Here is a 26,150-nt window from a genome sequence, read left to right as displayed (position 1 = left end):
TTATCTCACAGTAAATCTAATCCCCAAAAATCCTCTTATCCCTTGATTTGAAGCATAGACGTAAGAGGGATCAAAAGTTAATGCATTTGGATTGTCAGGAGTTGGTACTACTTGACCGTTTGAATTAAACTGTACATTACGATCGAAGGGATCGAAAGCCCGTGCAATGCTATTTGCATCAGGCGTAAAGTTCAATAGATTTTTTACACCACCGTAAATTTCCCATTGTCCAAAGGCCTTCGTTAATTGAATATTCTGAATGCTAAACCATGGTGATTCAGCCGGCCGATCGTCTAATTCGCCTAACAATGGCAAGCGCATTGGTCCATACAGGTTCCCTGTATAATCAATCTTCAAACCATTATTTAGGGTATATCCTACACTCCAAACCCCTTGAACCGATTCTGTCAAAATTTGACGCCTTTTCTCACCGTCCTCTTCTACGGTAACATCCATTACTGTGACTCCTCCATTAATCGTTAATCCACTTTCCCAAGCCGCATCCACGTTTAGCGACACGCCTTTCGAAACAGAACTACCCTCCAGATTGGCATATATGATTTTATTTGGATCAGTCTCATAATCAGGCAGTATCCTATTGGTGAAATAGGTATAAAATGCTGTTAAATCTAGCCCAATGTATGTACTCTTTTGAGTGTACATTTTCTTCACAAAATTGATATTCGCATTCCAAGAGGTTTCAGGATTGAGTTCCCCTTCAAATTCCACAGTTCTGGCTCCCGTAAGTGCTGCGTGGTCTTCGGTAAACACATTGGCCACACGATAGCCGTTGCCCGCACTTAGGCGAAGTATATTCTTTTTATCCGGTGAATTCCATTTGTAGTTGACCCGAGGGGTGATGATACCACCATGGAGGCTATTATAGTCGTATCTCATCCCAATCAATAGTTTTTTTCGATCAGTAAGACTTATTTCATCTTGCACAAAAAGGCCCGGCAAGTGAGTGATGGAAGGGTTATTGTTGCCATTGGCTCCATCAAAAGTGGCTGGCGTATTATCGTCGTAGTAAGTGTATCTATAAACAGCCCCAGATACAAAATCGTGAATACCCGACGCTTTATGCCAAGTCAGTTGACCAAAAGCTACGTACTGATCGGCATCGTAATTTGTATCTCCATAAAAGGAATCTTGTACATGACCATTGGCACTAAACTGAAAATTTAATTTTTCAGTAGTTGGTAATTCGTAGATACCAAAAGTCTCCCATCGGCTCGTATAAATGCTTTCACCGTAAACGTCTGTACCTCCTCTATTTTCTGTTAGCCAGTCCATTTCACCACCCCAACGATCTTCATAGACATACCTAGCCGCTAACGAAAACACTCTATTATCTTTTCGTTGGACATTGATTTTATTGAAGATTGAGAGCCTGTTTTGCAACGTGAGATCGGTAAAATTGTCTCCATTATTATCGATTGGGTTTTGATAATTGAAGTAGTTAATCCCTAGTAAAGACTGTACTTTATTTCCCAATCTATATTTCAAGCCAAGGTCTGTATTGACTTCGCCCCAGCCAGTAGCAAAAACATCCACCGATGTCTGTGGGGCTGAACTTGGCTTTTTGGTAATGATATTAATCAAGCCGCCAACAGCTTCTGAACCATATAATGTAGAAGCTGGTCCCTTCACAATTTCGACCCTTTCTATTAAGGACTGTGGAATCCCGGTGAGACCGTAAACCGTTGCTAAACCACTAACGATAGGCATGCCGTCCAATAAAACCATGGTATAAGGTCCTTCGAGGCCATTGATATGAATATCGCCCGTATTGCAGACATTACAGTTCAATTGTGGTCTAACTCCATTCACATTTTGGAGCGACTCAAAAATAGAGGGCGTCGGATTGGCCTTAAAAAAGTTCTTTGTGTAAACCTCTACTGGTACTGGGCTATCGAGTCGAGATACCTCCTTAAGGGTTCCCGAAACTACTACATCGTCCAAGGTATTTATCGAAGCCACCAGATCAAAACTAAAAGAAAGGTTTGGCTTATCTGAGGTAAGGGTAATACTTTCTTGGATCTTTTCGTAGCCAATCACTGAAACCACCAAAGTGTACATACCGAAAGGAAGTTGCTTAATTGTAAAATTTCCATCCACATCCGTGACACTACCATAAGTAGTACCCAATACCCCGACATTGGCGAATTCTATTGGCGCTCCTTCGGACTTCACCACACCTGAAATTCGGCCTTCTTGGCCAATCAACTGAAACGTTGTGCTCAGGAAAATAAGAATGAAGAATAACTTAAACTGCTCCACGAATTAGAATTAGATCGACTAATAATATTTATTAGATACACAAAAGTATAATGTTAGACTATTCTAACAAAATGAAATGACTAATATTTCATTAGCTTTGAATCAAGTTTAAATTCATGGCCTCTCAAACAGCAGAAAACTACCTAAAAGCCATTTTTTATCTCTCAAAAAAGAAGGAAGAGGTAAACGTATCTGAGCTTAGTACTGTACTAGGCGTAAGCAAACCGACGGTAAATAGCATGATAAAGACTTTGAGTAATCAGGGTATGGTCAAGCACGAAAAATATCGTCCGTTGGTGATGACTAAGAAAGGGAAAACTGCTGCCGCCTTAATCATTCGAAAACACAGACTTACTGAGATGTTTTTGGTTGAGAAAATGGGTTTCGGTTGGGAAGAGGTACATGAAATAGCGGAGCAAGTAGAGCATATCAGCTCTCAAAAGCTTTTTGACAGAATGGAAGAGCTCCTAGCCTACCCTTCTGTCGATCCACATGGTTCGCCCATTCCTGATAAGGATGGTAATTTTCGGCAAACCAATTTTAGACCTTTGAGTCATTTCAACATCGGTGATACGGTCATTTTTAAGGCCTTAGAGGATTCGGAACAAGATTTACTATTGTTCCTGAACAACAAATCTATTGAGTTGAATATGGAATTGCGCATAGAATCTAAAGAGGCCTTCGACCAAAGCATGCAAGTCACCTATGGAAAGAATACTCATACTATGTTAAGCCAGCGTGTTTGCGATAGCCTACTCGTAGAATTAAAATGAGCCTATTTTAATTTGCCAATTGTGATGCCCCTCAATTGCCATAAGGCGCTTTTGGTATCTGACAGATTTTTTTGAAAAGCTACTTTATCTTTTGGATTAAGGTCTAGTGTTGTGTCAAACACTTTCCCATAATAGTCGAACCAAGTATTCAGAATATCTTTTTCGGCCTCTTTATCTTTTCCTCGATCAACTTCAAACTGGCTCAATCTTGCCTCAGCAGTTAAACGCATGGCAGCCTCTGTAGAAACATGAAGTAAAATTCTATCTGCCAATTGAGGCTTGTTTTCGGTTAACATAAGGGAAATCATCATGGCGCCAACACCAACATTGTGTAGCGTTTCTTTTGAAACCTTATCCAGTCGATCGCCATCCGTATGGTAGAATTCATCTGTGAAATGCCAAAGCAACAAACCTGGGATATTCCCTGATAAAAATGGGACATGATCGCTTCCTCCCTCAAAAGGGTTGAACTTTACTTCCCAATCTTTCTTTTCTCCAATATGCTCAAAAATACCGATCGCTAGATCATTGAAATAATGCGGTTTCAGATCCTTTTTCTGCAGCGGACGACCGCCCCATTCTGAGTGCTTTTCTACCCCTCTTACCCAAATAGCTCCCGGATCTGGCATTTTCTCAATCAAGAAAGTTCCTCCAGTCAATGCTGTGTTTTGCCCTACCATATCCAAACTCATGCCCCACTTAATATTCTTTGCCCTCTCTCGGTCTTCTTGAATATACCGGCGTGTGGAGGTAATCTCATCACCAAAAAGATAGGTTATTGTACGCTCTGGGTTAACTTTTCCAGCCTTAAGTAGCTTGGCTGTGCTCGACGCCACTTCCATCAGCACCCCGACACCACTCGCGTTGTCATTGGCGCCTGGCTCTTGCACATGTGCACTAAAAACAAACCTTTCTTCAGGAAGGCTGCTTCCTCTAACTTCTGCGACTAGTGTTAACTCTTCTGACGGATAAATTTTGGTTTCCAGATTGATCTTTAGCCCATATTTATCTTCATATATAGCGTCCTGAATCTTATTGTAAGCATTATAAGAAGTGAGAATGGCGAATGATTTTGCTTCTTCGTCCCGAGGGATACTACTGAATGAAATTGAGTTTCTATGCTTGCTGGCTTGGTTATAACCAGGAATTCGATAGCTAATCACACCGACTGCTCCACGCTTTTGCACGCCTTCGCGAAATAAAAAGCTCGCCGAATTTTCACCGATTATTACTTTACCCTTGATGTCGTAGTCATCCAACTCGTTGGCTTTAGAATCACCAACATAGACTAGGTCAAAATCCTGCTCCCCATTCGTGCTGTAGGAGTTTATAGCGATCATGTTGAAGTTGGTTTCGAAATTCAGTATTTCCTCTCCAGATGCTAGTTTTAAACTCCCAGCTACTGGTTCCCATGTTGGGTTTTTAAGCGCTCTTTTTTCTATTCTATATACCAGCCGATCGCTTGATTTTGCCGTTTTCTCTTCCACATAACCTGCTGCCTTCAGTTTTTCCACGACATGGTAGATGCTTTTGTCAAACCCGCTGTTTCCAACTACCCTAAAATACTTCTCCACGAAAGAGACAGTCCCATATGCCGACTCTTTATCGAAATTTGAATCAGCCAAATTGTAGTATGTTGTTGTAAATTGATCGAACTGAAAGCTAAAAACGCTGGAGTTTGTCCCTAACAGTATGGCGATAAGCAGTAAAAAAACTCGTTTCATGATATTCTAAGCACTTTGACTTAAAGTAAATGGAATTATGATCAAGCGCCTATTTTCTCCTTGAAAACCTGCTAAATTTCACTGATGTATTCTCTGAGGGGTTGCTCTTGCGGAAGGTTCAACTTTTTCTTTAAACGATGGAGTGCTCTTCGTACTGAACCACTTTCGACATTCGTTAATGAGGCTATTTCCTTATTCCCCAAACCGATCTTGAGATAGGCACAAATTCTAGCCTCATTATTTGTGAGTGCCTTACCGTTATTCACACTTTCAAAGAAGTTTGGATGTACCTCGTCAAAGTGTTTCTTGAAGTTAGACCAACTCTTGTCTATGTTGGCGTAGGAGCTTATTTGACGAGTTATTTTCTTAATCTCTGGTGCGTAGAGATTGTTCGTAAGGTTATCTAATCTTTTTACTTGTTCCAAAAGGTTGGCCAACAACTCGTTTTTCTGGTAGTCAATCAGTGTAGCCGAGCTAAGTTCTCGTGTTTTAAAATCGAGGTTCTCCTTTAATAACACCCGTTCCCTTTTGGATAGTGCCAAAATTTCGTGGTGCTGCTTTTTAATCTCTTTTTGAGAAATGGCTAACCTCAAAGCATTTTCAATTCTGGCTTTAAATTCAATGCCTTCGAAAGGTTTTTTAAGAAAGTCATTCGCGCCAGCATCCAGAGCAGTTTTCAAATCAACGGCTCCTGTCATGACACCAGTAGCCATTACAATTGGGATATCCTTTGTGATCTCGTTTTTCCTAATGATACTAATCGCCTCAATACCATTCATGACTGGCATTTCCCAATCCAAAATAATAAGGTCCGGACGTTCAGAAGTGGCAATTTCGACCGCCTTTTCTCCATTTGGGGCATAAAGCACCTCGTAAGCACCGTTTTCTAAATGCGCCAGCATCACCTCAAGGTTTTGAGGGTCGTCGTCCGCAATTAATATTTTAGATTTTTCGGCCAAAGCCATCATGGAGCCTTTGGATTAAAATCGATCAGTTTCTGAATCAGTTCATCGTATCCTTCTTGGTTTGCATTATAAACCGCGGCCTGCACTTTAACCCTCCAATTGGACTTAATACCCTGTGCTTCCAAGCCATTCAAAATCCTGTTTATAGCACTGATTTGGTGTACTTTTAAATTCTTCAAAAACTCGGCGTGCGCAAGAAGTTCCTCATGCTCATTCGCTTCAATTAAAACTTCCTCGTCTATAAACACGCTTTCACTATTTCCGTTTTTGTCGGAAATCGCTCGATCGCATGATTCACTTGTATCAATTGGGAGTGTCATGAATATTGAAGTTCCCTTACCAATTTCGGATTCAGCCCAAATTTTTCCACCATGTGCCTCGATTGTCATTTTACAGAAGGTTAACCCCAAACCTGTAGAGGCCGCAAAACCTGACTTCTTAGCATTAGATTGCCAGAACTTTTCAAATACGAATGGTAATCTTTCTGGTGAAATTCCAGCTCCTTCATCTGTGACCTTAACAAAGATTCTGTCACCCTCCACTTTCAACTTATCAACCGTGATTTTGCCTTGAGAAGAAGAATATTTTATGGCATTGGAGATCAAATTCACAAATACTCGTCGGATGGCTTCTGGGTCTACATTGACGCAGATCTGTTTTGGAATCAAGCTTTCGAACCGAATGCTTTTTGCTTCTAGCAAGATTTCAACTCTTCTCTTAGATTCCAGAATAATTTGATCTAGCGGAATTGAAGTGGTTTCTAGCGTATAATCAGTCGATTGAAATTTATCGACGTCTAGCATATTTGTCACCAGGTTTAGCAATTGATAGCCAGATTGCGTGATGTTTTTGAAATGTTTGTCATTCGGGTCGATAGTTGAAAGCCCAATAATAGAATTCAAAGGGTTTTTCATGTCATGCGCGATCATTCTTGTTAGGTCTGTTCGAAACTCGGCCAATGATCGTAGCTGAGAATTTACCAATTCTAATTTATCCGTCTTGAAACTTAATTCTTCCTTTTGACTGGTGATCAATTGGAATTGATCGGCAAGTTTTAGATTTGACAAACGCTTTCTTCTATAGCTAAAAATTAAGACGGCGATTAAGATGACTGAAACGGCGATAACCACTACATGAAACTGTTGTATCAGTTTCTGTTTCTCAACTAGTGCTTCTGATAACGCTAAATCATTCTTAAGGATTAGATTCTCTCTTTCACTCTTTTCTGTTTCATATTCTACCTGTAATGCACTTAATTTTTCGGCCGATTCCTCAGTAAAAAGAGAATCTTGGATGGCTCTTAGGCGTTGATATTTTATTAATGACGCTTTAAAATCAGATTTTATAGAATCGATTTTATAGAGTGTATATAAAGCTTCTTTCTCTCTTAATGCGAGTTTTCCGGCAACTGCATTATTCAGTCCGTTTTTTAGCCAATATTCCGCTTTTTCGATTTGACCAAGTGCCAAAAAGACTTCCCCCATTTCAATTTCTACTCTAGAAAATGCGTCATTTCCATCTCCCTCATCAAAGACTTTATAAGCATCCTCTAGGTACTTTAGTGCTTGATCATATTTCTTAACATCTCGGTAGAGCTTACCTAAACTAATCAATGCCCTTCCACGATATTCGCCAAATTCTTTGGTGGTGTCGGTAAGCATTATTTTTAAGTATTTATCAGATTTATCAAAATCGAAATTCTCAGGCATTCTATAAAGACTTGACAGTCCGAATCCTGCCTCGAAAATCATACGCTTATCATTCTTCTCGTAGCCAAGTGCTAGTTTAGCTTCAAAATTTTCTTTTGCCTTGTCGTAATCTTTTATGCGCAAATAATAATCACCTATACCCCCATAAGCCATCGCTTTGACTCTGCCTAGACTATCAAAAGCTGGTTCGGCCAAAACAGCCCGGAGTGCTTCATAATAATAGGTCATTTCGGCTTCTTCTTGTCCTCTATAACCATTGATAAAGGCCATGTTAATTAAAGAAGTAGGGTATCGTTTGGGTAAGTAGATTTTTGATACTTCCATGCAATAATTGAAGTAGTATTCACTGGAGTCGAAAGTGCTTTCATTGAAATAAAAGGTCCCTAGGAGGTTAGCGGCGTTCATAGAAACGTCATAATCTTCTATCTCCTCTCCATATTTAATATTCGATCTAGCTAATGCCCTGCTGCTATCTACCAGATTATTGTAATACAGCAACTTTGACAGGGTATGACTAATTTTACCCTCTAACCGCCGATCATCGGTATTCTGAGATTTTTTTAGGAGCTGGTAAGCGAATCGAATTCCATCGTTTAAATCACCTCTTCTTTCATATTGGAATAACGAATCGTACTGACGCTGAAGATCCTGATCATTTGCCGGTGTCTGCCCATGCGAAAGCACCGGTAGCATCAAGGCTATTACATAAAGATATATCTGTTTCAAATGATATCTATTCCCCTGGGTAAGGGTTGAGTTTTGGTTCAGTATCTATAAAAGTATTAAATCTTAATCTAATGAGTTAAATCAGTTATGCTATAAAGTGAAAGAGCTGTCCTCGTCTAGGTCAGCTCTTCTCATCAAAACACATAGTACTAAATAAACTCTATTTTATCTTTTACAGATAACCTTATCTTCAACATTTCCAACTTCTGCAAAGGTCTTCTGTTCATTCAAGGTTTTGACTTAAGTCCTTAACTATGAATGGATAAACAAATGTAAATGTCCCCCGCATTAGAAAGAGGGGGTAGGCGTAGACAAGGTGTAGACAGGTAGGGATTAAATGTATCCCCAGTAAAGGAGTTTATTATAAATTTCTAGACAAATCCATGCATCGGTAGATGCATACTTCACTTGTTTATCAGAAAGTGTATGAGCTTCCCAATTAGAGGTTTGGGCAGATTTAGATATTCTGATATCTAAAACCATGGCTGCCAAGTTTCTAGCTCCTATTTTTTCTGCCCCGAGCTCATTAAAGGTATTATTGAGATCTATAAAGCCGTCTGGTTTGAAGGGACGAAGCCTATCCAGCAAATTATAATCATCTAACAATCCTATGCCTACTTTCGTGACATTGGGGTCTTGTAAGAAAGTGTGTAATTCATTTGAAATACCCGTATGCTGAGTTCTTAGAAGAAAAACCTTGTCTGGTGTAGCAACTTGTATTAGGCTAATATTTCGGATTTCGCCCTTTTTAAAGGTAGGTTTGGCTTCCGTATCAAAACCGACAGTATCGCACTGGCCGATCTCTGCCATTGCCGCTGCAATACTTTTATCGTCTGCCGCAATGACTACTTTACCATCGTAGCTTTTTAGCGGACGCTCCATCACTTCATCTTTGGTTATTGAAAGCGGAAACATCATACGGCAGCCTCAGTTTGTGTTGAACCTGGCTTGATCTTTCTAATCTTGAAGTTCAAGTAAGCGACGGTGATGGTCATCACCGGACTAATAAGGTTAAAGAACGCGTAGGGTAAGTACGCACCTGTCGCCACACCTAACACGTTGGAATGATAGGCGCCACAAGTATTCCAAGGCACCAAAACTGAAGTAACAGTTCCCGAATCTTCCAAAGTCCTACTTAAATTTTCAGGCGCTAACCCATTTTCTCTATAAACGTCGGCGTACATTCTGCCAGGCACTACAATCGCCAAGTATTGATCAGAGGCAGTTCCATTAAAAAAGATCGTTGTACCAGCTGTGGCTGTTACTAATGAGCCTGTAGAGCTGACCTTAGTGATTACTGCTTCTGCAATTCGTTTTAATAGACCACTAGATTCCATTACGCCACCAAAAATCATCGCTGAGATAATCAACCAAACCGTTTTGAGCATTCCGCCCATTCCTCCTGATTGCAATAAGTCATCAACTACTCCATTACCTGTGACAATTGCGACGTCTCCGAAGAGAGACTTCATAATACCTACAAACATCAACTCCCCAGTACTACCTGTTGAATCGGCAACGGTTTTTACTACTTCTGGCTGGAAAATTAGGGCAAAAACCCCTCCTAAGAGTGCTCCGATTAGTATAGCCGGGATTGCAGGCACCTTTTTGACAATGAGAAAAACGACTGCGGCAGGCACTAAAAACAACCAACCACTAATATTAAACTTGCTTTCTATGGCGGTCAAAATCGCAGAAGTTTCTGTTACTTCTCCAGATCCACCTTGTGTAAACCCAAGGATCAAAAACAGTACTAATGCAATACCTATTGAGGGAATTGTGGTGATGGTCATGTACCTGATGTGCGTAAACAAATCGGTACCTGCCATAGCTGGGGCCAAATTGGTGGTATCAGAAAGTGGCGACATTTTATCACCAAAGTAAGCTCCTGAAAGAACGGCTCCAGCGATCATCCCCTCATGTACGCCTAAGGCTTTTCCTATGCCCATTAGGGCTATACCAACCGTTGCAGCGGTTGTCCAAGAACTTCCTGTGGCAATAGACACAATCGCACAAACTATACAAGCGGCAACTAGAAAGATGGTAGGGTTTAGTATTTGAAGACCATAATAGATCATGGCTGGCACTACACCTGATAAAAGCCAAGTACCTGCCAACGAACCAATTAACAATAGAATAATTATCGAAGACATGGCCGAACTGATCGTTTTAACGATCCCTTTCTCTATCTCTTTCCATTTCATTCCCAACCGCATGGCTACGATCGCACCTACCCCTCCTGAAAGGATTAGAATGATTTGGTTGGAGCCATCCAACGCGCCATCGCCAAAAACTAGCACGTTATAAAAGAGTGCTACGATTAGAAAAATAATTGGAATTAGGGCTTGAAGTAGGGTTGGCTTCTTGTAATTGTAGGTCATAGACTTTAAGCTGAAAAGATCAGAACTGAAATATAAGGAAAATTAGGTAGTTGGATACATCAACTCCGCTAGTTCTTCTCCTACTTTACTACCAATAGCAACTCCCATTCCACCTAGTCTGATTCCGATAAAAACGTTCTCGCTATGTTTCTTTAAAATTGGTTTTTTATTGTGACCAAAGGCCATAATCCCCGACCAAACGTGGTCAATTTCGAAATCATGGTTTGGAATAATCATTTGTTCGAGATCTGTTTTCAATCTATCTAGTATTAATGACCGAATTTCGAAATCTGTCGTGTTTTCTCCTTCTAAATCAAGATTTCGGCCACCACCAAAAATTATTCTATCCTGATAATTCCTAAAGTAGTAGTAGCCCTCGTCATAATGAAAGGTACCTTTTAATGTTAAGCCTTTGATCGGCTTTGTAATCAAGACCACTCCTCTTCCCGGCTTGAGTTCGGCGTCTTTGATCAACTTCTTTGAGAATGCATTCGTGCATATGGCTACTCGTTTCGCCTTAAAAGTCAGCTCATCGTTTGTCAACACTTCACATTCTTGTCCGTTGTCCGTAAAATTCTTCACAGTTGTACCAGTCAAAATATTGACGCCTAATCTCTGAGCTAACATCGCAAGTTCACGCATCATTTTACCAGTATGTATCTGGCTTTCTAGGGGGTTGAAGATTAACCCTTTAACTTTTTCCTTCCCAAACCTAAAATCAGGTAGGCGATCGGTAACAGCGCTATATACATCTTGTTTGAATAGTGGATTTAACAGATCGTTGACATTGTTCATCTGATCCAAACAATCCAATTGGCTTTCACTCAATAACTCGTAACCACCATAATTCTTGTAGTCTATAGCTTCGTCTCCAAGTCTTTCTCGCAGTAGGTTTAAGCCTTTCCACCTTAATTTCACAAGGTTATAAACTTCTTGACTTGGCAGTGTTTCCAAGTCGGATAAGATCTCCGTTAAACTACCAAAACAAGCAAAACCGGCGTTTTTGGTGCTCGCACCAGTAGGGAAAACTCCTCGCTCTAAGACGAGCACGCTCAGTTCTGAATCCTGTTCTTTTAGGCTGATGGCCGTAGATAACCCAACTATACCCGCTCCAATAACGATAACATCATAATTCAGAAATTCATCTTTCTCCCAAAAGCTCAGCATTATATAATATGGTTTAGATGCTCTAAATTAGTTGAAAATCTCTGTAATGTTGGACCCTGAAAAATTGATGGAGCGGGCAAAAACCTCCAAAAGACACTTAGCACTACTTAACTTTGGGCTTGCTCGCATGATTCCCTTCAATAAGCCTCACGGTTTTAAAATTGTCAGCCTGGGTGATGACGAAGTAAAAGTGAAAATTCCTTACCGCCGTATAAACTTCAATCACATCAGAGGCATCCATGCATGCGCCTTAGCAACAGCATCGGAATATGCTACAGGTCTTGTTTTGTTAAGCAAGCTAGGTCAAAGCGACTTCAGGATCATTATGCAGAAAATGGAAATGAACTATCACTACCAAGGTAAGATGGATGTATATGTGACCTATAGTGTCAAAGACGAATGGCTAAATGAACATGTACGCAATCCTTTAACTAAAGAAGATGCCGTGATCATAGACTGCGAAGTTCATTCTCATGATGCTGCAGGCAATCAATTAACGACAGGCCATATTTTCTGGCAGGTAAAATCTTGGGAAAAAGTCAAAACAAAAGCTTGATTGTGTTCCTTCCGATTTTAGTATAAAAAAAGAAGGATATTTGTAGATACACATAATTGCTTTTCACATACATCTAAAATCTGATCGTACTCAAAAAGGTTAAAAACAGGCTAAAAACGAAGATTTGTGTTCTAAACATATTTGACTTTTATCGAGTTCTTTGCATATCTTGTTGACGTTCTCAGGAACAACACCGAACCTAAACACTTGAATAATTGACAATGCGAACTCTGTTTTCATCAGATTTCCAATGGAGTCTTAGCTCCAAAAAAAGACGGCGCTATCAGCAAAGTAGAATCGACTTTTATGAAGGTAGAAACGCTCTAGTTTCTAGATCTTCCTTCAGTGTTCTCTTCAATAGTCATGACGCAACTCCGTCTCGCGACACCGAAAAACCTATCCGATTTTTTGGATTAGAATTCGGCCAAAGCGTAAAAGAAACCATTAAAAAGTTAGGCAAGCCGAACTACAAGGACAAAAGAACTCTTTGCCTTGATAAGCACACAACTATTTATTATCGATTGATGATTAAGCAAGTGAAGTGTATACTTCAAATGCATTACTACCAAGACCAATTCTTCTTTGGTAAAATGGAAATTAGAAGTAGTAATCCTCAGACCAAAAGAGATATCAGTGCACTGGTATGTCAGAAATATGGAATCTCTGAAAATGATTGGACTGGTGCCATCATTGATCAGAATTCTAATAAAGTTCATATCAAACAAAACATGGTTCCGAGTGTTATTTACGTAACTGGTAACCAATTTCTTCTAAACAGGATAAAATTAGAATTAGTACCTGTGCAAAGCACGAAAAGATATAGCCGATTAGAGCAATCCGAATTATTGCTCGATATGGTTTAAAGATCACCTTTACCTAAACACCTAATACCCAAAGTCAGCACCTAAAAAGGCTGACTTTTTTCATTTATCAACTTTTTGAACTGTCGATTCATCCCTTATCTTTGATTTTGAGTCAGGTTCTTCTATGAAGCCCAAGAAGCGTAAAAGTGCTATTTGCCACAACTGTGGCCATTCTCTTGAAGAGAACTATAATTTCTGTCCGAATTGCGGGCAGTCGAACTCGGATAATAATGTGACTTTTTCGACTTTAATGAAGGAGTTCATTGACAACTATCTGGGAATTGATTCAAAAATGGCTCACAGTGCCATTCCTTTTTTAATCAAACCAGGTAACCTGACGAACAGATTCCAAGAAGGAAAAATAAAGCACTTCATACACCCTATCAGACTCTATTTTGTAATGAGTCTCTTCTACTTTTTCACAATTAGCTTCTTGCTATCTGGAATTGATTTGAGGCTGATTGATGATGAAGACATAAAAGTCTCAGGTGATACGAGACTGATGCAAATGAATACCGGTGAACGCTGGAAATTAGTTACAGACGACATAAAATTAAAAGCCGTACCTGATTCATTAGTTAATCTGTTCTCTGGAATCGAAACCTTTGATCAGTTTTATGATTCGCTAAGTTCAAAAATTGGAATAGATTCTATCGAGAAGTTTTCTGTTTCCATAAAGCCGACGACTTTGCCGCCGGTGGAAGAACGAAAGGTGGAGAAATTTCATCGCTTGGCTCGCGATAAAAGGAGAATTAGCGATGAGGCTTTTATGGACTCTCTTGCTTATGGCTCTGGCCTTATGGAAAGCAACTTTCTAGATCCTGACCAGCGAGCACACTTCTTTAGTCAAGTGAGGAAAATCTTTGAAAATGACGAAGGGTTCAAAGGCTTTGTTTTGGGGAATTTGCCTTTAATGATGTTCATCTTGATTCCGCTTTTTGCAGGGGTCTTGAAGTTCATTTACGTCAGAAGAAAACATCTATACATAAAACATATAGTTCATTCCTTACACGTACACTCCTTTGCTTACTTAACCTACGGCTTAGGTTTACTTTTAATGTTTAAGGTTTTTACCCCAGGGAACTTTCCAAACCTTGATATTACTAGTTGGCGTGTGACCATTGGCATTATTACTTTCGTACTGGTCAGCACCTACGTGTATATCTCTTTTTTAAAGGTATATGGACAGGGCTGGTTTAAAACACTTATCAAGTTCAACATAGTGGGCTATGTCTACTCCTTTTTCCTCTTTGTGTTTTTCTCGCTAGAAGTATTTATTAGCTTTTGGTATTATAATGGATAGCCTTTAAAGCTATTCTATTCGCCTCAACTATTTTTCCTACCGCATCTGTAGTGATTGATTTTGAAATAAAGAGACTTTCGTATTGCGACGGCGCTAGATAGACACCATTGTTCAGCATTTCCCTGAAATACTTCCCAAAAAGCTCAATATTACTAGTTTTTGCTGTGTCAAAGTCAACTACATGCTCTTCTGTAAAGAAGAGGCTGATCATAGAGCCAATTCTATTCATGGTATAGCCTAAGCCAAGCTCATCTAAATTAGCTTGAAAGCCTTCCTCTAGAGCTTCTGTAGCCTTAGAGAGATCGGCATAGAGCGTCTCGTCTTCATTAATCTGAGTAAGCATGGAAAGTCCCGCGGCCATGGCTACTGGGTTTCCAGAAAGTGTACCAGCTTGATAAACGGGACCTTGAGGCGATACGTAATCCATTATCTCCTTTTTCCCTCCATATGCTCCTACTGGCATTCCTCCGCCAATGATCTTACCGAGTGTGGTAATATCCGCTTGTACATTAAAAACGCCTTGAGCACCAGCTTTCGACAATCTAAAACCGGTCATTACCTCGTCGAAGATTAAAACGATTCCTTCCTCATCGCAAAGTGACCTTAAGCCTTCCAAAAATCCTTCCGCAGGTAAGACACAGCCCATATTTCCAGCCACCGGCTCAACAATGATTGCGGCGATCTGCCCGTCATTTGCTTTGACGATTTCATGAACGCTATCCAAGTTATTGTATGGGGCGGTTAAAGTATCTCGGGCTACTCCCTGAGTTACACCTGGGCTATCTGGCTGCCCTAGTGTGATCGCGCCGCTACCTGCTGCGATTAAGAAAGAGTCTCCATGGCCATGATAACAGCCTTCAAATTTGATAATCTTATCGCGACCTGTAAATCCACGGGCCAAACGTATAGCCGACATAGTGGCTTCGGTACCTGAATTGACCATACGGACTTTCTCGATGCTCGGCACCATTCCGCAGATCATTTTTGCCATTTCAACTTCTATGGCAGTGGGTGCCCCAAAAGACAGCGAATCTTCGATGGCCTTAGCAACGGCCGCCTGAATATGCGTATTGCCATGCCCTAAAATCATTGGTCCCCATGAGTTGATCAATTCGATATAAGCATTATCGTCTTGATCAGTAATGTATGCTCCCTTAGCTGATTTAATAAAGAGCGGGTTGCCGCCTACTGCTTTAAATGCACGAACTGGTGAATTTACACCTCCAGGAATATAGTTTTGCGCCTCTTCGAAAAGGCGTTGGCTGTTTGAATGTGCTGTCATATTTAATGTTTTTCTACAGGCACCACGACACCTTCCTTTACTTTCAATACCGGTGTATAGCGGTTATCGTTCGAGAATTTGTAGTTGAACTTATCGGTGAGTTCTCCTGAGATAACGTCTTTCCGCTTTAGCCCTATTTGAAAGTATTTTCCGTATTGCTGCAGCAATCGGCCAAATGTAACTGTGATGTCATACCCAATGTAAGCATCGCCTAAACGATCTTCTTTAATGGGACTGGCTAAATATTTTTCTACATATAACTCCCTAAATGTCGATACCTCGTCGGTGGTATAATCTATTAAGTTTGAACCAATAAATGTGGCATTCAGCCTTTCCAGTTGATCAAATGATATTGAGTTTTCTGTACTCAAAAACCTCGATGACGAAAGATACTCTACTGTATCAGGTCTACTTTCAATGCCGCTCAAAGCACTTGAGGCTAACGATGAAAAATCAGATGCAATGAATACATGCCCTATACTATCCGGTAATATTTTTAGTGTATCATACACAAAATCTCTAGGCATATAGATTTCCCAATCTTCTTCGCCTGCTTCTCTTAAAGAATCCATTTCGGCAATCATATTTGCCACAACAGCTGAATCCTTATCTTGTTCATGCTCTTCAGATAAAAGGGTTTGAATGTAGGCAGACTCGTTTTCACGCACCTCTTGAAAAATCGTCACATTGAAGGAGTCTTTTTCTATGATTTGCTTGTAAAGGTCAGCCCTTGCCTTATCGGCAAAGCCGCTATAAAAGACTGCGACATTCTTATTTCTAGTAAAATTAACGCGAGCATAATCAGCCGCTTTTATAGCCAAAGATTCATTGCTTGGGTAGTAAAGAAATGCAAAAGGATTATCGGTTAAAATATCGCTATTAGAAGAAAGTGGATTAACCATGTTGATTCTTTTGTTCTTCGAAAAGCCCGTAATCAATTGCACCGCGCTTTGCGTAACAGGACCGATAATGAGATCTAAATCGTCAAGCTCTCCGCTCCTGATCATTTCGAAAAGGCGTGTTTCGCTATTACGCGTATCGATCGTAATCAAATTCAAGTCGATACCTTCTTCTTTCAATTTATCTACTCCTAGGCTCACACCTTGATACATCCTTGTTGTCCAAGTAGTCATAGACCTTACTAGTCTTGCAGAATCGCTGCTATATGCGAAAGGCAAAAATAAGCCGACATTGTAGGTCGACTTCTTTGGGGAGGATTCTATGCCATCGATACTCAAATCCAAATCCAGTGAATATGTGGACTGGAGTTCGTTTAATAAATCAATGTCTTGATCTTCTACATCTAAGGCTAAAATTCCATTGGCAAGTTTTGAAGCAATGAGATTATCTTCTGGATACTCAGCGAGTAATTCTTTCAATATACCCATATCCACCTCTCCAAGAAGTGCCTTTTGCTTTACGGCATTTTTTTGTTTGGTATCAATTGTTTCGGCTTTGGCTAAGTAGCTAAAGGTATCACTGAGGTCGCCCCTTTCTGCGGCCAAAAAGCCCAACCAATAATTGATATCATTGGTGACGTCCCAATTTGGGTACTTGCGTAAAACCTGCAAGAACATATTTTTGGCAGTCACATTGTCTCCTGACTTATGGGCAGATATGGCATAGAAATAAGCCGCATATCTCACCATATCGTTTGATTGATCAAGTGAAGTTAGAGGGGCAAACTTTGCTAAGGCCAATGCGTATTGCTCTTGATCAAAGAGTTGTTTTCCTTCTTCGAAAAGAGTTTTCACATTTTGGCCTTTGGCTTGCAGCAAACTGCACAAAACCAAAACAACCGCCACAAAGTACTTACGAATTACTCCCATTCTATAGTCGCTGGTGGTTTAGAGCTAATGTCATATACAACTCTATTGACTCCTTTAACTTTATTAATTATTTCGTTAGAAACGTCCTGTAGAAAATCATATGGCAGATGACTCCAGTCCGCTGTCATTCCGTCCACACTGGTTACGGCTCTAAGGGCGACAACGCGTTCATAGGTTCGCTCGTCTCCCATTACGCCCACAGATTGAACTGGTAACAGCATGGAACCTGCTTGCCAAACTTCATCGTAAATACCTCTTTTCTTAAGGCCTTCCACGAAAATGTAGTCTACTTCTTGTAGTATGGCCACTTTCTCGGCAGTAACATCACCCAAAATTCTGATACCTAAACCAGGCCCTGGGAAAGGGTGCCGACCAAGGATGTTTTGATCTATTTCTAAGCTTCTGCCAACGTTTCTCACACCATCTTTGAAGAGTGTTTTTAATGGCTCTACCACTTTCAAATTCATCTTCTCTGGCAATCCACCAACGTTGTGATGAGATTTTATTGTCGCGGATGGTCCCTTTACTGAAACAGATTCAATAATATCTGGGTAGATGGTTCCTTGCCCTAACCATTTTACCCCAGTAATCTTTTGTGCCTCTTGGTCGAAAACCTCTATAAATACGCGACCAATAGCCTTTCTTTTACCTTCAGGATCAGAGATACCTTTTAATGCTTCATAGAACTGATCTTTCGCATCAACTCCTTTCACATTCAGCCCCATTCCTTTATATGAGTCCAAAACTGACTCGAATTCGTTCTTGCGAAGTAGTCCGTTATCAACGAAAATACAATGAAGGTTCTCACCGATCGCTTTATGAATTAGAATAGCGGCTACGGAGGAATCTACTCCACCTGAAAGGCCTAGAACCACTTTATCATCTCCAAGTTGTTCTTTGAGCTCGGCTATTACCGTTTCGGCAAACATATCTGGCGTCCAATCCTGCGAGCAATTACAGATATGCGCTACAAAATTTCTCAGTAATGTTTTACCTTCTTCGGAATGTGTTACTTCTGGGTGAAACTGAATCCCATAAGTATCCTCTTCTTTGATTTTATAAGCCGCCATTTCAACGCTGGCAGTACTGGCAATGATTTCAAAATTATCTGGAAGAACCGAAATTGTATCGGCATGTGACATCCATACTTGGGAATCTAGACTGATCTCTTTTAACAAATCATGATGTCCATCTACGCGACTCAGTCTAGCACGGCCATACTCCCTAATTTCGGATGGCATAACGTTGCCACCGAACTTCTGAGCCATCAATTGTGCACCATAGCAAATACCCAAAACAGGCAGCTTACCTCTAAATTGTTCTAAGTCTAAATCAGGTGCATCTTCTTCTCTTACCGAACAAGGGCTACCAGAAAGGATAACACCTTTTATGTCGGGAGTAATTTCAGGAATATTGTTAAATGGATGTATTTCGCAATATACATCAAGCTCTCGAACTCTTCTGGCTATAAGCTGCGTGTACTGTGAACCAAAGTCGAGAATCAGTATCTGTTCTGCCATGCGCAAAAATAATATTAGCCCTGACTAATCACTAATATTTAGACAGTATTTCTAGTGACAATTGGGCTAATATTAGGCCTTGAACAGATTAGGTATTTAATTCCTATTTCATATTCATTTATTCCGATCGCAATGACTCTGCTGGATTAGCCTTTGCTGCCCTAATAGAAAGATAACTTACTGATAACCATGATAAAACGATCGTAATGAGTAATCCTAAAATAAAGACATGCGGCTGAATACCTATGCTGTAGACAAAATTATCTAACCAATCATCCATGGCATAATAGGCTATAGGAATAGACACCAGCGCCGCTATAATGATCAGCCTGAGATAATCTTTTGATAACAAGCTTACTATGGTGGTGATGGAGGCACCAAGTACTTTTCTAACCCCAATTTCTTTTGCCCTTCGCTGCGTAGTAAAAGCAACTAACCCAATTAGTCCTAAACAAGAAACAAGGATCGCAATGAATGAGAAAATCCTGAATACCATGGCAAAATATTGATCTGACTTATAATACTGATCTATTTTATCGTCCAAGAACTCATAATCAAAAGGATACTCAGGAATAACACTTGTCCATATCTCTTCTAATCGCCTTAATGCATTGGCCTTATCTCCTTCGGCCAAACGAACTGCAATATTCCAATAATCGAACTGAGGGTTCTCGCTTTGGTGCATTACCAATGGTTCGATTTCATTCCGCATAGATTTAAAATGGTAATCCTTAACGACCCCAATGATGCTACCTTCCTGACCATTTCGGTTTATTGCTACACCCAAAGGTTCTTCGAGCCCAAAATGTTTCACAAACGTCTCATTCACTACAAAACCTTTTGCCTTATCAGTAGCATAATCGGCAGAAAACCAACGTCCTTCTTTCATTGTGAGTCCTAAAGCTTTATGAAAATCATCACCAACCGCCAAAACTTGAAGCATTTGATTATTATCCTCAGGGTCTTCGGTGCCAACTATGATACGATTACCTGGCATATTACCATCCCCGAGAGAAGCGCCTGTAAGTGAGGCAGCTACGATACCACTTTCCTTTATGATTTCCTGATAAACTACTTCTCCATATTTAGCCGCTACTTTATAATCAAGGGTCAAGTACACAACTTCTTCCTTATCGAAGCCGAGGTCCTTTTCACTCATAAAGTTCATCTGACTTGTTATAATGAGCGTTGCTACTATCAAAGTAATGGAGGTTACATACTGGACAGTTACCAAAACCTTCCTCAATAAGCCTCCTCCAGAACTGAGAGCCCCACCACCTCTAAGTAATTGGTTTGCCTTCATTCGCGAGAGGTACCAACCTGGATAAATACCACAAACCAGGCTAATGAGAAGACCGAGAACTATAAATACAACGAATTCACCGGTATTTTCCGCAAGGCCTAAACCCAAATGCAATGAAAATTTAGAATTTAAAAAGGGAATAAGTATTAAGACTAATACCGAAGCTAAGATCAAGCTTATGCAAGAAATGAGCGTGCCTTCAACAAGGAATTGAGTTAAAAATTGTCGTCTCCTCGCGCCAATCACTTTTCTTACACCCACCTCTTTTAGCCTAATCGAAGCTTGTGCAGTTGTCAAGTTCACGTAATTTATACAGGCTATAAAGACTATAATTATCCCTACGAGCACAAAGAGCTTTAATTGAGCATAACTACCTTCCGATCCAATCTCTAAATCACCTTTATTCAGGTGGATATCAGATACTGGCTGTAAGTAATGCTCATACCAAATATTTTTCCCAAACCGCTGTTCAATCAGGTCGTTAATTTTTTGTTCCGCATCTTCAACAGACACTCCTTCACTCAGCTTTACATAGGCAGAACCATTTATGGAAGTCCAAGTGGGCTTATTTCCAGAAAAACCTTCTAGTGTTTTGTTGGAGATAAGAAATCCGAAATCTGTCCAACGGTTTTCGGCAAAATGAGTATTCGGAGGAAGGTCTTCATAAACTGCAGCTACCTCTAGCCGAAGTAATTTATCATTGACTTTTATTTCTAAAATTTCTCCTATTGGATTAATCTCTCCAAAGATATTCTTTGCCTGTTTCTCAGAAACAAGAACAGTATTCACCTTTGTAAAAGCATTTTCAATTGACCCTTTGGTTTCCTTCAACCCCATCATTTTCGGGAAATCACTTTCCACTGCCGAGATTAGGTTATTAAAGAAAACTCCATCGCTCCATTTTAGCGGTTGATTTAGAATGGCAAGAAACAAACCTGAGGAAGCTTCAATCTCTGGAATATTTGCTTTAACCTCAGGGATCAGCTTAGCGGAAACAGATGTCATGTGGGTTGGCGTTTGGCCCAAATTAGAAATCGTATTTACTCTATATAGTCTATCCCCTTCAGGATATTGAGCATCAAATGAGTTTTCATATTTCAAATATAGGCCAATCGTAAGGGCCGCAGTCAATGAAATGACTAATCCGAAAATGTTAATCGCAGCATTGACCCTGTACCGCGAAATGTTTCTTAAAGCAATTTTTAAATAATTATGTAACATATCGATTGTGTTTGGCTGACTAAGCCTTTTGAGTTTGTTGACTTCTGTTTTTGACTCGAAGTTCATCGAGGCGAATACCTCTTCGAGGGCATTCTCGAATGTCTCGCCTCGGTTCATCTTCTCTTCGATTTCGCAAGAGATGAAATCAATAAGCTCCTCTTCAATTGAAAAGCTTTTGATGTTTCTCGATCTCACCATCCGAGTGATCATGTTCACTTGGCTTCTAGTCACCATCGGAAATCATGATTAGGTTCATCATTTTAGCGAATTGGAAATACTCTTCTATTTTGATTCTTGCGGCCTCATTACCAGCATCTGTTAAGGCGTAATACTTCCTCGTCCTGTTATCCACCTCTCTAGACTTGGTGGTAACAATCCCTTCTTTCTCTAACTTGTGAAGTGTAGGATATAGCGCCCCAAAAGTGAGGCTAATTTCATTCGAGGAAAGCTCTTTTACCTTTTGGGTAATTTCATAGCCATACATCTCCCCATTTTCGGAAAGCAACTTTAGAATTATTGTTCTAAGTGTACCTCTTATTAGTTCTTTTGAGTACATAGTTTTTATATAAGAAAACACAATATATAATTTTCTTATATATAAGTAAAAAAAGGAGTCAAATTTCACGAGGTAGCATTAGAGCTCATCGAAGCTACAACTCTAATTTGCTGATAATGAGGATTTACCAAAACAGAACTATATTCCGATATTTCATATATATAAAATATTATTCTGTACATGTAACATTTTACGATATATTACCGTATATATTATTGTGTTTCAGAAAAAGAAACATCTAATCTTAAATACCATGAAAACTTTACTCCCATTTCAAATCCCTCAAAAGTCAAGCACTCGCTTGAGCCGGGATTATTGGGAAATCCTTTCAGAACCTCCATCGAGGAGCATTAGATTTTCTAAAGAGAATCGATTTTAAAAACACTACCAGCACGCGGCATTCAAGGCCACTCGGCAGTGTTGGACACATCGATAATTCCTTTTCACATAGTGAATTAAACCCATAGCATTTTGGGTTAAATCACAATTTGGCAACCAATCGACGCCATCTAATACACAACCATGTTAACCATCATCGCATTTGCCAAACGGGCAGATCAGTCAAACTATGTTTCATCTTAAAACTTACAACTATGATACTTTTCGGAATCATTTTATTAATCATCGGAATAATCACTTTAATCATCAGACCCCTCCTTTCTGATGAAGATAAATTCAAGGAGAATACTTCTGGGCATCTTGAAAAAATCAAGTCAAAATCGCCGACATGGCTCCTCATGTTTAGCCGCAAGGTCTCCATGACCATGGTAATTGCTGGCCTAACGTTTGTCACCTTACCGAATTTATTCTTTTGGGCAGAACCTGGATATCAATACTTTCTAGTTTATCCAAATGGTAAAAAAAGTGCCATTATGACGGAAGGAATTAAGTTTAGGGGCTTTGCCAAAATAACACCTTGGCAAAAGTTTATCGACGTAAAAGTGGTGAACCCAGGGGATGACACGAATGATATTGAGGGTCAAATGGACCCAATTCCCATACGATTCATCGACCAAGTCACGGCTACTACAAAGTTATCAACTCGTTTTCAGCTACCTGCAGACAAGGAGTCTTTCATCGAGTTGGCTATCGAGTTCCGTAGCTTACAAAATCTTGCACAAAACACCCTAATACCTACCGTGCGAGAGGTTGTATCTAACACGGGTTACATGTTTGCGGCACAGGACTATATATCAGGTTCGGCTTCTGACTTCAGAGTTTCTATCGAAGAGCAATTAAAAGATGGTGCTTTTAGTGTAGAGAAAACCGAGTATCGGGATACTATAATAACTGCCATTGAGCAGGGCGAGCGCGAGATCAAGGAGGTACAGACACGTTATGAGGTAAACAAGCGGAAAGATGAAAATGGCCAGTTCATTAGAATACCTCACGATATAAATGAGAACAATATTATCGTGGCTCAAGTGATCGTAGACGACGTAGTACTTGAGCAGGTCTTTAAACAACGGTTAGAAGCACAACGAGACGAATCTGCGAAGCGTCAATTAGAGCAGCAAAAAATTAAAACTGCCAAAGATGCCCAAGCCAGAATTATTGCCGAAGGTGAGCGTGATAAGGCAGGAGAGCGTGTAACACAGGAGAAAGAGCAAGTAAAGGCTTTGATTTCAATTGAAACAAAGCTTAAACAAGAGGAAACTAACAAAAAGTTAGCAGCCATTGCACTAGAAACTGAGCGTCTAAAAGCCACGGCTCAAAAGGTAAAAGCTGATGCTGAATCCTACCAAAACGCGAAACTTGTATCGGCAGGTTTAACACCGCAGCAAAGAGCGGAACTAGAAAAGCAAATTGCCATAGGTGTAGCACAGCAAATTGCTAAAATCAAATTCCCAACCACTATGATTATATCAGGTGGTGATGATGGCGGCACACCACTAGAGGCTTTGATAGGCGCGGCCATGACCAAACAGTTGACCAACTCTGGTAAAGGAGGCAACTAATACCAAGGAGAGTTTTCACTCTCCTTTTTTTTATTCAATTTGTCCATAACGAAGTATCACACCCATAAAATGAGTAGTAACAGTTTAGTCGTAGCATCCAACCCAGCAGTTGACACAAAGTTCGAGAAGTACCCTGAAGATGTTAAAGCCAAAATGGATCAGCTTCGCGAATTGATCATTACTGTTGCAAATGAAACTCATGGTGTAGAAGACCTTGAAGAAACATTGAAATGGGGCGAGCCTGCTTACCTCACTAAACATGGCAGTACGCTAAGAATTGATTGGAAAACGAAAAATCCAAATCAATATGCTTTATACTTTCAATGTACAAGTCAGTTAGTGCCGACTTTCAGGTTTGTTTTTGGTGATACTTTAAGTTTCGAAGGAAATAGAGCTATAATATTGCCTTTGGATAATGATCCACCAGTGGACATTTTAAAACAATGTATAGCTACAGCATTGACTTATCACAAGGTAAAGAAACTGCCTACACTTGGATTGTAGTTTTAATCTATCGTCTTAAAGAAATGGCGGTAGCCGATCGTTACCGTTTGCCAGCCCCAACTATTTAAGCCTACATTGAAATTGGAGTAAAGCGCAATGTGTTTACCAAGTCTGTATTGTATCTGATTGCGCCATGCACTTGGTGTATCTCGGTTTTCAATATAACCATGATAACCAGAGACATCACTTGCGACAAACCATTTACCCTTAGTCCATTCAATTCCTACACCATAAGTACCTGCATCATTTTGAAAGAAATCGGAACCGTTTGGCAATCCGTTTTTATTGGTTTGCCAAGTGTAAAAGCCCAACATTCCCTTTAATAAAAGACTACTATCATCTGTTTTTAGAATGGTCTTACTAACAGTTGCTTCCCAGAAGAACATACTCGCATCGGTGAAACGTGCATTGCTTACATTTCCACCAGTTGTGGTTTTAGAGTGTGCTCTAAAAGTAATGTTCGGCAAGCGAGACTTATCTTCATTGGCAATTCTAAGAATAACCCCGAACGAAGTATCTCCTGTATTCCAGCCAATGCCACTTCTACTACGCATTCTGCGTTCATCGCGGATCTCATCTGTCACCTCCCAATATTCCCACGCAATACTTTGCACATAAAGAACAGCTTTATCCTTAGCCAATGGAATATTGAATTCAGACCAGTGATTCAATGTATTATCACCTTGACCAAAATGATATTCAATAGTATTTTCTGACCATAGCTCATTATCAATTTTGCCATTTCGGAGGACTGGAATTCTTAAGGCATTTGGCCCAAAATAACCTGGTGATATGCTCACGTATCGATCACGATCTGTTCCAGCCGCGTTAGGATAGTCATGCAGGGCATCCCACCAATCCAGGTTTTGACCCGATAGTTGATGAACCGTTAGGATGAGGAAAAGGCAAAAAATCTTCTTCATGGCTGAAATTCAAGGTCGAAAGTAAAACATAGGAGCTTAAAAGTGGAAAAATTTAACACCTAACTGTTAGCTGAGATACTTTAGCCTCTATTGCTTTCGGTTTTGGTCTAGAAATAATCTGATTTCAAAGAGCGATTCAGCCAACTTGTAGATTAGTGAAATAGGCTTGTTAACCACATTAACCCATTGAAAGTCTTCTCTTTAAATAACAGCAAAGACCATGAAAACAAATCAAAAACAACAAACCATAAGAGTAAGCTTGTTCACCTTAATCGCCATAGCGTTGTTCCAATTCGGCGGCCAAGCTCAAAGTAAGCAAGAGCAAGGCATTACAGTACCGAAGAAGACCATGAAAGCCTACGTAGGTAGTTATGAAATGCAAAAGGACACTTTTCTTAAAATTGAAATTGAGAAAAACAACCTGCAGGCCGTTGGACCAGATGAGAAGGTTTACGAACTGGTACCTATCACGAATAGTCGTTTTTTCCTCAAAGCATTCGGTGTAGATATTGAATTTGTGAAAAACGACAAAGACAAAATCACCAAACTGCTCATGATCCGCGAAGATGGCCAACAATTAGAAGCCATACGAGTAGACGAAGACTAA

General features: G+C 40.0%; 20 protein-coding genes. 7 read left to right on the top strand and 13 right to left on the bottom strand.

What is annotated here, in order from left to right:
* The gene (locus BFP71_RS09970; protein WP_245701835.1) at positions 1 to 2,280 is read right to left on the bottom strand and encodes a TonB-dependent receptor; all 2,280 of its coding nucleotides are present in this window, start codon (positions 2,278 to 2,280) and stop codon (positions 1 to 3) included.
* A gap of 116 nt (positions 2,281 to 2,396) precedes the next feature.
* Between BFP71_RS09970 and BFP71_RS09965 the strand changes: the two genes are divergently transcribed.
* Positions 2,397 to 3,053, top strand: coding sequence for a metal-dependent transcriptional regulator (locus tag BFP71_RS09965; protein ID WP_069835328.1), 657 nt, complete (start codon positions 2,397 to 2,399; stop codon positions 3,051 to 3,053).
* Between the two features lie 2 nt (positions 3,054 to 3,055).
* Here the strand turns inward: BFP71_RS09965 and BFP71_RS09960 are convergent, their stop codons facing one another.
* From BFP71_RS09960 to BFP71_RS09935, 6 genes are all read right to left on the bottom strand, one after another.
* The gene (locus BFP71_RS09960; RefSeq protein ID WP_069835327.1) at positions 3,056 to 4,777 is read right to left on the bottom strand and encodes a M28 family peptidase; all 1,722 of its coding nucleotides are present in this window, start codon (positions 4,775 to 4,777) and stop codon (positions 3,056 to 3,058) included.
* A 71-nt stretch (positions 4,778 to 4,848) separates the two neighbouring features.
* Positions 4,849 to 5,745 carry a response regulator gene (locus BFP71_RS09955; protein ID WP_069835326.1) on the bottom strand — a complete coding sequence of 299 codons (897 nt, stop codon included), beginning with the start codon at positions 5,743 to 5,745 and terminating at the stop codon, positions 4,849 to 4,851.
* Positions 5,742 to 8,177, bottom strand: coding sequence for an ATP-binding protein (locus tag BFP71_RS09950; RefSeq protein WP_141719725.1), 2,436 nt, complete (start codon positions 8,175 to 8,177; stop codon positions 5,742 to 5,744). Before BFP71_RS09950 ends, BFP71_RS09955 begins: the two co-directional genes overlap by 4 nt.
* 333 nt (positions 8,178 to 8,510) lie before the next feature.
* Positions 8,511 to 9,095, bottom strand: coding sequence for a 3'-5' exonuclease (locus BFP71_RS09945; protein ID WP_069835324.1), 585 nt, complete (start codon positions 9,093 to 9,095; stop codon positions 8,511 to 8,513).
* Positions 9,092 to 10,558, bottom strand: a complete 1,467-nt coding sequence (nhaC, locus tag BFP71_RS09940) for a Na+/H+ antiporter NhaC (RefSeq protein ID WP_069835323.1) — start codon at positions 10,556 to 10,558, stop codon at positions 9,092 to 9,094. Before nhaC ends, BFP71_RS09945 begins: the two co-directional genes overlap by 4 nt.
* A gap of 42 nt (positions 10,559 to 10,600) precedes the next feature.
* A complete protein-coding gene (locus BFP71_RS09935; RefSeq protein ID WP_088124975.1) occupies positions 10,601 to 11,725 on the bottom strand; it encodes an NAD(P)/FAD-dependent oxidoreductase in 1,125 nt (374 codons plus the stop codon).
* Between the two features lie 46 nt (positions 11,726 to 11,771).
* Between BFP71_RS09935 and BFP71_RS09930 the strand changes: the two genes are divergently transcribed.
* The 3 genes from BFP71_RS09930 (at position 11,772) to BFP71_RS09920 (ending at position 14,447) form a co-directional block, all read left to right on the top strand.
* Positions 11,772 to 12,281: a DUF4442 domain-containing protein gene (locus BFP71_RS09930; protein WP_069835321.1), complete on the top strand. Its 510-nt coding sequence runs from the start codon at positions 11,772 to 11,774 to the stop codon at positions 12,279 to 12,281.
* A 221-nt stretch (positions 12,282 to 12,502) separates the two neighbouring features.
* Positions 12,503 to 13,144, top strand: coding sequence for a hypothetical protein (locus tag BFP71_RS09925; RefSeq protein WP_069835320.1), 642 nt, complete (start codon positions 12,503 to 12,505; stop codon positions 13,142 to 13,144).
* A gap of 124 nt (positions 13,145 to 13,268) precedes the next feature.
* Positions 13,269 to 14,447, top strand: a complete 1,179-nt coding sequence (locus tag BFP71_RS09920) for a DUF3667 domain-containing protein (protein ID WP_088124974.1) — start codon at positions 13,269 to 13,271, stop codon at positions 14,445 to 14,447.
* Here BFP71_RS09920 and hemL read toward each other — a convergent pair.
* The 5 genes from hemL to BFP71_RS09895 all read right to left on the bottom strand — a co-directional run bounded on the left by hemL (position 14,422) and on the right by BFP71_RS09895 (position 22,158).
* A complete protein-coding gene (gene hemL / locus BFP71_RS09915) occupies positions 14,422 to 15,729 on the bottom strand; it encodes a glutamate-1-semialdehyde 2,1-aminomutase (protein ID WP_069835318.1) in 1,308 nt (435 codons plus the stop codon). The two genes, BFP71_RS09920 and hemL, sit on opposite strands and share 26 nt — an antisense overlap.
* 2 nt (positions 15,730 to 15,731) lie before the next feature.
* Entirely contained in the window at positions 15,732 to 17,483 is a 1,752-nt protein-coding gene (locus BFP71_RS09910; protein ID WP_141719724.1) for a hypothetical protein, read from the bottom strand.
* A gap of 65 nt (positions 17,484 to 17,548) precedes the next feature.
* On the bottom strand, positions 17,549 to 19,078 hold the full coding sequence (gene guaA / locus BFP71_RS09905; RefSeq protein ID WP_069835316.1) for a glutamine-hydrolyzing GMP synthase: 1,530 nt from the start codon (positions 19,076 to 19,078) through the stop codon (positions 17,549 to 17,551).
* 118 nt (positions 19,079 to 19,196) lie between these two features.
* Entirely contained in the window at positions 19,197 to 21,812 is a 2,616-nt protein-coding gene (locus BFP71_RS09900; RefSeq protein ID WP_176723344.1) for an ABC transporter permease, read from the bottom strand.
* A gap of 13 nt (positions 21,813 to 21,825) precedes the next feature.
* Positions 21,826 to 22,158 carry a PadR family transcriptional regulator gene (locus BFP71_RS09895; RefSeq protein ID WP_069835314.1) on the bottom strand — a complete coding sequence of 111 codons (333 nt, stop codon included), beginning with the start codon at positions 22,156 to 22,158 and terminating at the stop codon, positions 21,826 to 21,828.
* A gap of 593 nt (positions 22,159 to 22,751) precedes the next feature.
* On the opposite strand from BFP71_RS09895, the gene BFP71_RS09890 reads away from it, so the two are divergent.
* Both BFP71_RS09890 and BFP71_RS09885 read left to right on the top strand, forming a co-directional pair.
* Entirely contained in the window at positions 22,752 to 24,116 is a 1,365-nt protein-coding gene (locus BFP71_RS09890) for an SPFH domain-containing protein (protein WP_069835313.1), read from the top strand.
* 69 nt (positions 24,117 to 24,185) lie between these two features.
* A complete protein-coding gene (locus BFP71_RS09885) occupies positions 24,186 to 24,620 on the top strand; it encodes a DUF1801 domain-containing protein (protein ID WP_069835312.1) in 435 nt (144 codons plus the stop codon).
* Between the two features lie 2 nt (positions 24,621 to 24,622).
* Here the strand turns inward: BFP71_RS09885 and BFP71_RS09880 are convergent, their stop codons facing one another.
* Complete coding sequence (locus tag BFP71_RS09880; RefSeq protein WP_069835311.1) at positions 24,623 to 25,543, bottom strand: hypothetical protein; 921 nt, start codon at positions 25,541 to 25,543, stop codon at positions 24,623 to 24,625.
* A gap of 220 nt (positions 25,544 to 25,763) precedes the next feature.
* Here BFP71_RS09880 and BFP71_RS09875 point away from each other — a divergent pair, with 220 nt between their 5' ends.
* Positions 25,764 to 26,150, top strand: coding sequence for a DUF3471 domain-containing protein (locus BFP71_RS09875; protein WP_069835310.1), 387 nt, complete (start codon positions 25,764 to 25,766; stop codon positions 26,148 to 26,150).

The organism is Roseivirga misakiensis (assembly GCF_001747105.1).
GTDB lineage: Bacteria > Bacteroidota > Bacteroidia > Cytophagales > Cyclobacteriaceae > Roseivirga > Roseivirga misakiensis.
The sequence above is the reverse complement of the archived record's forward strand: the minus strand, read 5'-3'. Positions and strand labels throughout refer to the sequence as shown.